The 12,562-nt window shown below is 54.3% G+C and carries 9 protein-coding genes; 5 read left to right on the top strand and 4 right to left on the bottom strand.

Features of this window, described 5'->3' with window-relative positions:
• The first annotated feature begins 2 nt into the window (after positions 1-2).
• The 5 genes from TH19_RS16730 to TH19_RS23110 all read left to right on the top strand — a co-directional run bounded on the left by TH19_RS16730 (position 3) and on the right by TH19_RS23110 (position 8,291).
• Positions 3-1,658, top strand: coding sequence for a nitrite/sulfite reductase (locus tag TH19_RS16730; RefSeq protein WP_114103506.1), 1,656 nt, complete (start codon positions 3-5; stop codon positions 1,656-1,658).
• On the top strand, positions 1,645-2,160 hold the full coding sequence (locus tag TH19_RS16725) for a DUF934 domain-containing protein (RefSeq protein WP_114103505.1): 516 nt from the start codon (positions 1,645-1,647) through the stop codon (positions 2,158-2,160). Before TH19_RS16730 ends, TH19_RS16725 begins: the two co-directional genes overlap by 14 nt.
• 197 nt (positions 2,161-2,357) lie before the next feature.
• Entirely contained in the window at positions 2,358-4,028 is a 1,671-nt protein-coding gene (locus TH19_RS16720) for a methyl-accepting chemotaxis protein (protein ID WP_181846453.1), read from the top strand.
• A gap of 248 nt (positions 4,029-4,276) precedes the next feature.
• Complete coding sequence (locus TH19_RS16715) at positions 4,277-5,947, top strand: methyl-accepting chemotaxis protein (RefSeq protein WP_114103504.1); 1,671 nt, start codon at positions 4,277-4,279, stop codon at positions 5,945-5,947.
• Between the two features lie 214 nt (positions 5,948-6,161).
• Positions 6,162-8,291, top strand: coding sequence for a methyl-accepting chemotaxis protein (locus tag TH19_RS23110; RefSeq protein WP_258548008.1), 2,130 nt, complete (start codon positions 6,162-6,164; stop codon positions 8,289-8,291).
• A 24-nt stretch (positions 8,292-8,315) separates the two neighbouring features.
• On the opposite strand, the gene TH19_RS16705 is transcribed toward TH19_RS23110, so the two are convergent.
• The 4 genes from TH19_RS16705 to TH19_RS16690 are packed head-to-tail and all read right to left on the bottom strand — an operon-like array spanning position 8,316 to position 12,555.
• Positions 8,316-8,807 (bottom strand): GNAT family N-acetyltransferase, encoded by a 492-nt coding sequence (locus tag TH19_RS16705; RefSeq protein ID WP_114103503.1) that lies wholly within the window; start codon positions 8,805-8,807, stop codon positions 8,316-8,318.
• Between the two features lie 3 nt (positions 8,808-8,810).
• Positions 8,811-9,740, bottom strand: a complete 930-nt coding sequence (locus TH19_RS16700; RefSeq protein ID WP_114103502.1) for a hydroxymethylglutaryl-CoA lyase — start codon at positions 9,738-9,740, stop codon at positions 8,811-8,813.
• Entirely contained in the window at positions 9,740-11,743 is a 2,004-nt protein-coding gene (locus tag TH19_RS16695) for an acetyl/propionyl/methylcrotonyl-CoA carboxylase subunit alpha (protein WP_114103501.1), read from the bottom strand. The genes TH19_RS16700 and TH19_RS16695 overlap by 1 nt, the downstream gene beginning before the upstream one ends.
• Positions 11,743-12,555: an enoyl-CoA hydratase/isomerase family protein gene (locus TH19_RS16690; RefSeq protein ID WP_114103500.1), complete on the bottom strand. Its 813-nt coding sequence runs from the start codon at positions 12,553-12,555 to the stop codon at positions 11,743-11,745. Before TH19_RS16690 ends, TH19_RS16695 begins: the two co-directional genes overlap by 1 nt.
• Positions 12,556-12,562 lie beyond the last annotated feature (7 nt).

Here is a 12,562-nt window from a genome sequence, read left to right as displayed (position 1 = left end):
CCATGTATCGTTACGACGATTTTGACCGCCAACTTGTCCAGGAGCGCACTGAACAGTTCCGCGAACAGGTAAAACGCCGACTGGCCGGTGACATCACCGAAGAACAGTTCCGCCCGCTGCGTTTGATGAACGGTGTTTATCTTCAGCTGCACGCTTATATGCTGCGCGTTGCCATTCCGTATGGCACGCTGCGCGCCGATCAGCTCCGAGAGCTTGGCGGCATTGCCCGCAAATATGACAAGGGCTATGGCCATTTCACCACGCGCCAGAACATCCAGTATAACTGGCCGAAGCTTGATGAAATCCCGGACGCTTTGCTTGATCTTGCCAATGTCGAGATGCATGCGATCCAGACATCGGGCAACTGCATTCGTAACACTACGACCGATCAGTATGCCGGTGCCGCGGCCGATGAAATCGAAGATCCGCGTCCCTATTGCGAACTGATCCGCCAGTGGTCGACATTCCACCCGGAATTCACCTATCTGCCGCGTAAATTCAAAATTGCCGTCACCGGTTCACCCAATGACCGTGCAGCGGTCAAGGTGCACGATATCGGCCTTCGCATGCATCAGAACGATGCAGGCGAGACCGGCTTTGAAGTCATCGTTGGTGGTGGCCTTGGCCGTACGCCGTTTGTTGGCAAAACCATCCGTGATTTTATCGGCAAGAACGACCTGTTCTCGTATCTTGAGGCGATCCTGCGCGTTTATAACCGTTTCGGTCGTCGTGATAACAAGTACAAGGCACGTATCAAAATCCTCGTTCACGAGGAAGGTATCGAAAAAATCCGCGATCTGGTCGAAGAAGAATGGGCGCAGATCAAGGACGGTTCGCTTCGTGTTGGCGATGAAGAAATTGCGCATTACATCGCGCAGTTCACCCCGCCTGCTTTCGAAGCCCTGTCGGATGATGATGCCGATTTTGAAGTCCATAAGGCTGCAAACCGTCGCTTCTTTAACTGGGTACGTTCGAACGTTATCGCCCATAAACAGCCGGGCTATGCGATTGCCAACGTATCATTGAAGCCGATTGGCGGTATTCCGGGTGATGCAACCGATACCCAGATGGAACTGGTTGCCGATCTTTCGGAAAAATACAGCTTTGGCGACGTCCGTGTGACCCATGAACAGAACCTTGTTCTGCCGCATGTGAAAAAGGCCGACCTGTTTGCGCTTTGGACTGCCCTTGATGCGGCTGGTCTTGGTACGGCAAACCTTGGTTATGTCACCGATATCATTTCCTGCCCGGGCCTTGATTATTGCGCACTGGCAACCGCCCGTTCGATCCCGCTGTCACAGCGTATCTCCGAACGGTTTGGCGATCTTGAACGTCAGCACGATATTGGCGAGCTCAAGATCAAGATTTCCGGCTGCATCAATGCCTGCGGGCATCACCATGTTGGTCATATCGGTATTCTTGGCCTCGATAAACGCGGCAAGGAATTCTATCAAATCACCCTTGGTGGTGACGCCAGCCAGGATGCCGCGATTGGCAAGATTGCCGGTGCCGGTTTCTCCGAGGCCGAGGTGGTTGACGCCATCGAAAGTCTGGTGACCAAATACATTGATATCCGCGAAAGCGGTGAACGTTTCATCGACACCTATCGTCGTGTCGGCATGGACCCGTTCAAGGAGGTGCTTTATGGCGATCGTTAAGAATGACAGCGTGATCGAACAGGATTGGATCACCGTTGACGCCGAAGGCGACCTGCCATCCAGCGATGAAAACCTGATCGTGCCGCTGGCACGGTTCAAGGAAGAACGCGACACCCTTTTGGGCCGTAATGGTGGTTTGGGCGTGCAGCTTAATCCCGGTGATGCGCCCGAAGATCTGGCTGATGATCTTGATCGTCTGTCTATCATTACGGTCAATTTCCCGGCCTATACCGATGGTCGTGGGTATTCGTATGGCCGTGTCCTGCGTGAACGGATGGGGTTCAAGGGCGAATTGCGCGCCATTGGCGACGTCCTGCGTGACCAGATCCTTTACATGCATCGTTGCGGCTTTGATTCGTACGATTTGAAAGTCGATGGCGAAACGGCACTGACCAAAGTACGTGCCGCACTTAAGGAAATGTCGGTCTATTACCAGCCAACGGGTGATGGTCGTGCGACCGCGCAATCGCTGCGTGAACGCCGCCGTGCAACGCTCGGCTAAAAAGTGTCTAACTTGCATCGGATCTACTTGATCTAATTTAGGTTGAGTATTATTCCTCTACCTATAGGGCGCCCTAACGGGCGCCTTTTCTTTTTTTCCGTGTGATTTTGTTCACACGAAATCCGACGCCTTTTCTTGAATTGCTTATATGCAGATAATCTGGATTTTCCTGAAAACCCGATGTGATGGGGCCTCACATGATCTCGGCATTTAATAATCTGAAGATATCGACAAAGGTGTTTGGCGGGTTCGGGCTGGTTTTGCTTTTGCTTGCCGGAATTGCGCTGCTTGGTGTGGTTTCGATCAGCAATGTAAGCGGTGATTTTGTGCGTTATCGCCAGATCGCCCTGCAATCGATGCAGGCCGGTCGGGTGCAATCCAACCTGCTTGAAGCACGTGTGGCATTGAAAGATTTCCTGCTGACGGACAATCAGGAATCTGAGCAAAATGTCCGCAAAAGGCTCTCTGCGACACTTGATCTTAATCAGGAATTGGTAGGTTATCTGATCAGGCCGGAGCGGATATCGGTGGCGACAGAAGCTGGCAAGAACCTTAAGGTTTATCAGGAAACCTTTGAGCAGGTTGCAGCGCTGCCTGCAAGTGATCCTGCTCGAGCTGATCTTGTGACAAATAAACTAGATAAAATCGGACCTGTTGTCGCCGGCGAACTTGAGCAGCTGAAACTAGTTATCAAGTCAGAGCAGGATGAAATTGGTCCGCGCGCAACGAAGGCGGCCGAACAATCGACGCTGATCACCGAAATACTGTCGGGGCTTGCCATTGTTCTTGGAGCTGCTGCTGCGTGGTTGATCGGAAAGGGGATTTCCAACCCGATCCGGGCAATCACGGATGCGATGAACGAACTTGCTGGCGGCAACAAGCAAACCGATATCCCGGGGCAAGGGCGGCAGGATGAAATCGGTGACATGTCCAAGGCGGTTCTGGTCTTTAAGGAAAACATGATCAAGGCCGAAGAACTTGCAGCCCAGGAAGTAGAAGCCAGTCGCGCCCGTGAAGCCCGGGCGCGCAAGATCAGTGAACTGACATCCGGGTTTGACGCGGAAATTTCGGCCGTCCTTAAAACCCTGGCCTCGGCGGCAACTGAAATGCAAGCCACGGCAACCGGTATGAGCAGCACGGCAGAGGAAACCAGTCGCCAGTCGGGAATCGTTGCCGCCGCCGCAGAACAGGCGTCGACCAACGTGCAAACCGTTGCCAGTGCGACAGAAGAACTTAGTGCCTCCATCGCCGAGATCAATCAACAGGTCAATCAGTCCTCGGCTGTGGCGGGTCGGGCGGTGGATGACGCCGAAAAGACCAATGCGCAGGTAAGGGGGCTTGCCGAAGCGGCGCAAAAGATCGGTAATGTTGTTGGCCTGATCAGTGAAATTGCCGAACAAACCAACTTGTTGGCACTGAACGCAACGATCGAGGCGGCCCGTGCTGGTGATGCCGGTAAGGGATTTGCCGTTGTTGCGGCCGAGGTCAAAAACCTTGCAACCGCAACGTCACGGGCAACCGAAGATATCACCTCGCAAATCACCAATATTCAGAACGAAACCGAAGATGCCGTCGAAGCAATTGCATCCATCTCTTCAACCATTGCCGAGATCAGCGAAATTTCGGCGGCCATTGCAAGTGCGGTCGAAGAACAGGGCGCAGCAACGCTTGAAATTACCCGCAACGTTCAGGAAGCATCCGTCGGGACGTCCGAGGTGACGACAAATATTGTCAGTGTCAACGAGGCGGCCGGATCAACCGGTGCTGCCGCCGAGCAGGTACTGAGTGCTGCATCGGAGCTTTCGCACGAATCCGAAACCTTGCGCAAAAAAGTGCAGGCGTTTCTTGATGCGGTTCGTGCGGCCTGACGGGGCTGATTTAACATCACAATTGATGTCTGTATTTGTTACGAGGGCACCCGGTTGGGTGCCCTTTTTTGTTGTATGGGCTGTCACGGTTTTATCATTGATTGCAACGAAGGAACTGGTTGCATCTTTTCGTTTAGTTAACTCTTATATTGTCTGATGATTACAGTGCTGGTTGCTGCCTAATTGATTAATTTCATTGGGGAAAAGGTGGCAACCTGTTGGGGGAGAGTAGCCTTGAAGGGGATGAAATGAGCTTGGAATTTAATAATCTGAAAATCTCGACGAAGGTGCTCGGGGGATTTGGGGTGGTTCTGGTGTTGCTTGCCGGAATCGCGATATTCAGCACCTTGTCAATTGACGGTGTCGGGGATGATTTTTTGCACTACCGCAAGGTGGCGTTACAGTCCAATCAGGCGGGACGCGTACAGGCGAATTTGCTGGAGGCGCGGGTCGCGGTTAAGGACTATTTGCTGACCGGAAACCGTGACTCGGTCGCGTATGCCAATGTGCGCCTGACGGCAACGCTTGAGCTGAAACAGGAATTGATCGGTTATCTGACCGATCCGAAACGCAAACAGGTTGCCGAAGACGTCGCCAATCAGATCAAGCTCTATGAGCAGGCCTTTGCCAAAGTCGTAACCTTGCCGGCAAATGACCCGGAACGTTCCAATCTTGTGACCAACACCCTGGATCGGGTTGGTCCGGCAGTTGCAGCCGAGATCGAAGACCTGAAACTTGAAATCAAGGCCGAGCAGGATGAAATCGGTCCGCGGGCAACCAAGGCCGCAAAGGATTCGATGACGGTCGTTAAAATCATTTCCGCAATTGCCATCCTGATGGGGATCGGGGCGGCATGGGCAATCGGGACTGGCATTTCGCGTCCGATCCGTTTGATTACGGCATCAATGAACGCCCTGGCTGCCGGGGACAAGCAGATTGATATTCCCGGACAAGGACGAGGGGATGAAATCGGTGATATGTCCAATGCGGTGCTGGTGTTCAAGGAAAACATGATCAAGGCCGAAGAGCTTGCCGCACTGGAAGAAGAGGCGTCGCAAAGACGCGAAATACGTGCACAAAAGATCAGTGATCTGACATCCGGGTTTGATGCCGATATCTCGTCTGTTTTGAAAACGCTGGCATCCGCGGCAACCGAAATGCAGGCAACTGCAACCGGTATGAGCAGCACTGCCGATCAGACAAGTCGCCAGTCCGGCATCGTTGCCGCCGCGGCAGAACAGGCGTCCGCCAATGTTCAAACTGTTGCCAGTGCAACCGAACAACTCAGTGCATCCATCTATGAGATCACCAAGCAAGTCACACAATCCACAGCCGTGACCGGCCGTGCTGTGGATGACGCCGAAAAAACCAACAGCCAGATCCGTGGTCTTGCCGAAGCCGCCCAGAAAATCGGGGATGTGGTCGGCCTTATCAGCGAGATTGCCGAACAAACCAACCTTCTGGCCCTTAATGCAACAATCGAGGCTGCCCGGGCGGGCGATGCAGGCAAAGGTTTTGCTGTGGTCGCAGCCGAGGTCAAAAACCTTGCGACCGCAACATCTCGGGCGACCGAGGATATCACCAACCAGATCACCAGTATTCAGAACGAAACGGATGATGCGGTCAACGCCATCGCGACAATTTCGGCAACGATTGCAGAAATCAGCGAGATTTCATCGGCAATTGCCAGTGCCGTTGAAGAACAGGGCGTTGCCACACAGGAAATCACCCGCAATGTTCAGGAAGCATCGGTTGGCACATCCGAGGTAACGACGAATATTGCCAGTGTCAGTCAGGCGGCCGGGTCAACCGGGGCGGCTGCGGATCAGGTTCTGAGTGCTGCGGCTGAGCTGTCCCAAGAGTCTGAAACCTTGCGTGCAAAGGTTGAAGCGTTCCTGACCTCTGTTCGTGCAGTCTAGGTTATCGCGACCCTGTCCTTATGGAAGATGGGGTCTTGAGGGCTAAGTCAAAATAATGGACTAAAAACACTGCCCGGTTCCAAGCATTTGCAAGGATGTGACTGGAATTCGGGCAGTTTTTATTGGTGCCTGTTTTTTGTTTCCCATACTATTGAATAGGTGGCTGGGATGCTCACTTAAAAGGATATGGAATTGAGTTCTTTTAGGATGAGTTATGAAAATCGCACGAAAAATACCAGTAACGATTGTAGTCTTGGCACTGGTGTCGGCTGTGACGACGGGGGCGTTGTCATATATACGCGCGGCTGACGAGTTGCATGTCAGCGCCGAGGACAAGCTGATTGCGCTGACCATGGCAAAGCGCAGCTTTGTGTCGAACTATTTGCAAACCATCCGTCAGGACCTTCTTGCGCAGGCTGAAAGCCCCTTGATGCGCGAAGCCGTGCAGGAATTTACCGCAGGCTGGAAGGCGATGGGGTCGAATGTCGGTTCCGACCTTACCAAGATTTATATCACGGATAATCCGAACCCGGTCGGCGAGAAGCTGCGTCTTGATATGGGCAAGGATGGCTCGGACTATTCAAAAACGCACGGGCAATATCACCCCTGGCTGCGCGGGTTTCTTGAAAAGCGTGGATATTACGACATCTTCCTGTTTGATCGGGATGGCGACGTTGTCTACACGGTGTTCAAGGAAGCAGATTTCGCAACCAACATCTTGAACGGGGCCTGGAAAAACACCGATCTGGCAGCCGCCTTCAAGGCATCCATTGCAGCCAAGGATGGCGATGTTGCGTTCTTTGATTTCAAACCCTATGCACCAAGTAGTGACGCCCCGGCCAGCTTCATCAGCACCCCGGTAACCGACGCCGCGGGCAAGGTTATCGGTGTTCTGGCCTTCCAGATGCCAATTGGCCGTATCAATGAAATCATGCAAACCAGTGACGGCATGGGGGAAACCGGTGAAAGCTATCTGGTGGGTGAAGACAAACTTATGCGCAGTGATTCGCGCTTTTCATCAGAAAGCACCATTCTGAAAACCAGAATTGATACGGAATCCGTCGCGCAGGCCATGGCGGGGAACAGCGGTGTTGTCGAAATCGATGACTATCGCGGGATCAAGGTGGTTTCGGCATTCGCACCGGTCGAGTTCCTCGGAACAAACTGGGCAGTGGTTGCCGAAGTCGATCAGGAAGAGATTTACGCGCCCCTGTTCTGGTTGATGATCTCGATGCTGATCGGTCTTTTGATCCTTTCGGTCATAATTGCGCTTATCGGAATGTATCTGGGACGTGGTATTTCCGCGCCAATTACCATGATTACCAAGGCCATGCGTGTACTTGCCGATGGTGACAAATCCGTTGAAATTCCGGGGCATGATCGCGCCGACGAAATCGGCGATATGTCGGGTGCCGTGGTCGTGTTCAAGGAAAACATGATCAAGGCCGAACAGCTTGCCGCCCAGGAAGCCGAGGCCCAGAAACAGCGCGAAGTTCGTGCCAAGCTGATTGAAAAACTGACCAACGACTTTGATGCCGAGGTATCGCTTGTTTTGAAAACGGTGGCATCGGCGGCAACCGAGATGCAGGCAACGGCAAGCTCAATGACGGCCACAGCCGAACAAACCAGCGAACGTTCCACCATTGTGGCATCCGCAGCGGAAGAAGCATCAAGCAACGTTCAGACCGTGGCAGCCGCATCCGAAGAGCTTAGTGCGTCAATCGCCGAGATCGGCCAGCAGGTCACCCAATCGTCAACCGTCGCCAGCCATGCGGTGACACAGGCCGAAAACACCAATGCGCAGGTGCGCGGACTTGCCGAGGCCGCCCAGAAAATTGGTGATGTCGTTGGCCTGATCAGCGATATCGCGGCCCAGACCAACCTTTTGGCACTCAACGCGACTATCGAAGCCGCACGTGCGGGCGAAGCAGGCAAGGGCTTTGCCGTGGTCGCAGCCGAGGTCAAAAACCTTGCCAACGCGACCGCCAAGGCAACCGATGAAATTACCGCCCAAATCACGTCGATCCAGTCGGAAACCGAGGGTGCTGTCGTGGCGATTGAATCGATCGGTAAAACCATCGGCGAGATCAGCGAAATCGCGGCAACCATCGCAAGCGCGGTCGAAGAACAAGGGGCCGCGACCGAAGAAATCAACCGCAATGTTCAGGAAGCATCGACCGGGACCACTGATGTTTCGTCAAACATTGCCGCGGTGAACGAGGCCGCAAGTTCGACCGGGGCCGCCGCCGAGGAAGTTCTTGCTGCGTCGGGTGAGCTTTCCCAGCAATCGGAAATCCTGCGTCACAAGGTCGAGGAGTTTTTGGTTGCCGTTCGCGAAGCCTGATCGTTAAGGGGCTTTTGGAACCGTCTATGGGGTCAGTGTCATTAAAAGGCACGGCCCCTTTGCCGTTTCATATTCCTGTCCGGCGACAAAGCCGATGGCCTCGTAACAGCGAATGGCGCGTTCATTTTCCGGATCGGGATCAATGCCAATCATCGGGGTGCCACGTTCAAACAGCATCCGTGTCAGGATTTTCAGAAACATCTGACCATGTCCGCATCCCGTCATGTCGGGCACACCGATAAAGGCATCCAGACAGCGTGTCTGTGCGGGCAGGGGATCGAAATGTGCCTGTGGCCATTGATGGGCGTCGTAATGCTGGACAAAGGCAAATGGCCGATTGCGATATGACACAATCAAGGTCGCCATTTCGGCCAGTTCGACATCTTCGGTAATCAGTTCAATTTGCTCTACCGGGTCGCCCCACCAACGCACAACTTCGGGAACATGGAGCCAGCGGCCAATCATCGGCAGATCATTTGGGGTGGCCCGTCGGAAGCTGTAATTTGACGGGCCCATTCATTATTCCCCGGAAGGTTGGCGCTTTGCCGCAAAGGTCAGATTGACCTTCGAAGCACTTGATCTTCCTATCTGATCACAAATCCAGCTTCCTGTCTCGGCAAGCTTTTCAAGATCGATATTGGTCTTGATGCCAAGGCCGTTCAGCATATAGACAACGTCCTCGGTCGCGACATTTCCGCTGGCGCCTTTGGCATAGGGGCAGCCGCCAAGACCCGCAACCGAACTGTCGATGGTGGCAACACCCATCTGAAGAACCGCCAGCAAATTGGCAAGTGCCTGACCGTAAGTGTCATGGAAATGTGCGGCGAGTTTTTCGACCGGGACATGTTTGGCAACGGCGTCGATCATCGCCTGTGCCTTGGTCGGGGTGCCGGTGCCAATGGTGTCGCCAAGACTGATTTCATAACAACCCATTTCATAAAGGGCCTTGGAAACCTCGGCGACCTTTTCAGGGGCAATTTCACCTTCATATGGGCAACCCAAAACACAGGACACATAGCCGCGTACGGCAAGACCGGCTTCACGGGCGGCATCCGTTACCGGACGAAAGCGATCCAGGCTTTCGGCAATCGAACAATTGATGTTCTTTTGCGAGAAACTTTCCGATGCCGCACCAAATACCGCCACTTCGGTCGCGCCACTGGCGATGGCGGCTTCCAGCCCCTTGAGGTTTGGGGCCAGAACCGGATAGGTCACACCGGCCTTGCGGGTGATCTGTGCCATGACCTCAGACGCATCGGCCATTTGCGGCACCCATTTCGGGCTGACAAAGGCTGTGGCCTCGATCACGGATAGTCCGGCATCATTAAGCCGGTTGATCAATTCGACCTTGGTGGTGGTGGCAACCATGGTCTTTTCGTTTTGAAGGCCGTCGCGCGGGCCGACTTCAACGATTTTGACCCGGCTTGGCAGATCGGAAATCGCGGCCATTATTCGGCCTCCTCAATCGCGATCAGTTCGGCACCATCATCGACCTGGTCGCCAACGGCAAAGAACACTTCCTTGACCGTGCCCGAAACGGGGGCGGAAATGGTGTGTTCCATTTTCATCGCTTCCATGACGACAAGCTTGTCCCCGGCGGTTACGGTCTGACCGGCTTCTGCCATCACGGCGATGATTTTACCGGGCATCGGGGCCGTCAGGCCGCCACCGGCACCTTCATTGCCACCTGCTGCTGCCAGCGGGTCAAAGATATCAAGACGATCAAGGCGACCGGTGCGGAATATGGTCATCCGATTGCCGTCACACAGGGCCGTTGCCCGTTTGCGAACATTATCGAGTTTGGCAACAATCGCGCCGCTTTCATCATAATCGGCGGACGCGATGATCGCGCTACCATCGGGCATATCGATGACATAGCCGCTGTCGCGGTAATGAACCTTGACCGCAATGTCCGATCCTTCGTGACGCAGGATCAGGTCATGGTGGTTGTCGTCATTCAGGCGGAAACCGGCCGTGCTGTTCCAGGGTGAATAGGGATCGTTGCTTTGGGCTGCATGGCGGGCGGCCTCGGCATCGCGGGTCAACAGGATATCAAGGGCGGCAAACGCCAGTGCCTCGTTATCGGGTGTTGCCGGTGCCGGGATCAGATCATCCTGATAATGCGGGATAAAGCCGGTTTCGACTTCGCCACGTTCAAAGGCCGGATGACGGGCAATATTGCCAAGGAAGCCGGTATTGGTAGTGACACCTACAATCTGAACATCGTCAAGAGCGGATGCCATACGACGCAGGGCCGATTTACGGTCCACATCCCAAGTGATCAGTTTGGCGATCATCGGATCATAATGGATCGAAACTTCGCCGCCTTCATACACGCCGGTATCCACGCGAACATGGTCGGTTTCACGCGGCATCCGCATATGGACAAGCTTGCCAGTGGCGGGCAGGAAATCATTCTGCGGGTCTTCGGCATAGATGCGAACTTCAAACGAATGGCCGTTAATGGAAAGCTCTTCCTGTGCCTTTGGTAGCTTTTCACCATCAGCAACACGAAGCTGCCATTCCACCAGATCTTCGCCGGTGATTTTTTCGGTTACCGGATGTTCGACCTGAAGGCGGGTGTTCATTTCCATGAAATAGAAACTGCCCGACGCATCAAGAAGGAATTCAACCGTGCCAGCCCCCTGATAGCCAATGGCCTTGGCGGCATCGACGGCGGCTTGACCCATCTGGGCGCGGAGTTCCTGGCTCATGCCCGGTGCTGGGGCTTCTTCGATCACCTTCTGGTGGCGACGCTGAAGTGAACAGTCACGTTCAAACAGGTATACCGCATTGCAGTGGCTATCGGCAAAGACCTGAATTTCGACGTGGCGCGGTTTAACAATCAGCTTTTCAATCAGGCAATGGTCATCGCCAAAGCTGCTTGCGGCTTCGCGCTTGCAGCTGATCAGGGCATCCTTGAAATCGGACGCCTTTTCAACGGCACGCATACCTTTGCCGCCACCGCCAGCGGATGCCTTGATCAAAACCGGATAGCCGATTTTGTCGGCCTCGGCGGCCAAAAGGTCCGGGTCCTGATCTTCGCCGTGATAGCCGGGGACCAAGGGTACACCGGCCTTGTCCATGATTTTCTTGGCTTCGGATTTTGATCCCATCGCCCGGATGGCACTGGCCGGTGGTCCGACAAAGACACAACCGGCCTTTTCAAGCGCATCGGCAAAACCGGCATTTTCCGACAGGAAGCCATAGCCCGGATGAACCGCATCTGCCCCGGATTGTGCAATGACTTCAAGCAGGCGGTCGGTGCGCAGATAGCTGTCTTTTGGGGCGGGGGCGCCGATATGATAGGCCTCGTCCGCATGTTTGACATGCAGCGCATTGGCGTCCGCATCGGAATAAACAGCAACGGTCTGGATGCCCATGCGACGGGCGGTCTTGATCACGCGGCAGGCAATCTCACCGCGGTTGGCGATCAGTAATTTACGCGGCATTATTTCTTGCTCCAGTTCGCGGGACGTTTTTCCAAAAAGGCACCAACGCCTTCGCGGCCTTCATCGCTTGCGCGCTGATCGGCGATGCGATGGGCGGTATCGTCGATGACGGCATCGGAAATCGGTTTATTGGCAACCGCATAGATCAGGTCCTTGGCGGCATGCATGGCTGCGGGCCCGTTGGCCAGCAGAATATTCGCCATGTCATCTCCGCGTGCAGCCAATTCACCGCCAGCGACGATTTCATGAACCAGTCCGATCTGTTTGGCGGTTTCGGCATTGAACCGTTCTGCGGTCAGGAAATAACGCCGGGCCTGATTGACCCCGATTGCCTCAACCACATAGGGCGAAATCACGGCGGGGATCAGACCAAGTTTGACCTCGGACAGACAGAAACTTGCGCGATCAGATGCGATCACGATGTCACAACACGCAGCCAGGCCAACCCCGCCGCCAAAGGCAGCCCCGTTGACCAGTGCGATGGTCGGCTTTGACGCAAAGTTCAAAACCTTCATCAGTTTGGCAAGTGCACGTGAATCAGCAAGGTTCTCGGCATGGCTATATCCCGCCATGCGCTTCATCCAGTTCAGGTCCGCACCGGCCGAGAAGCTTTTGCCAGCCCCGGTCAGAATGATGACGCGGACAAGTGGATCGGCATCAAGCGTTTCGATCTTGCTCGTCAGGTCGGCGATCAGAACATCATCAAATGCATTGTGAATGTCCGGACGGTTCAGAGTGATGGTCGCGACACCGTTTTGCGCAATTTCGCAGATGGCGGCGTCGGAAATGTTATTGCTGTTTACATTGATCATGGCGGCC

It is taken from the genome of Thalassospira profundimaris, assembly GCF_003326675.1.
Lineage (GTDB): Bacteria > Pseudomonadota > Alphaproteobacteria > Rhodospirillales > Thalassospiraceae > Thalassospira > Thalassospira aquimaris.
Note: the sequence above shows the minus strand (reverse complement) of the source record. Positions and strands in the feature narration are given on the sequence as shown.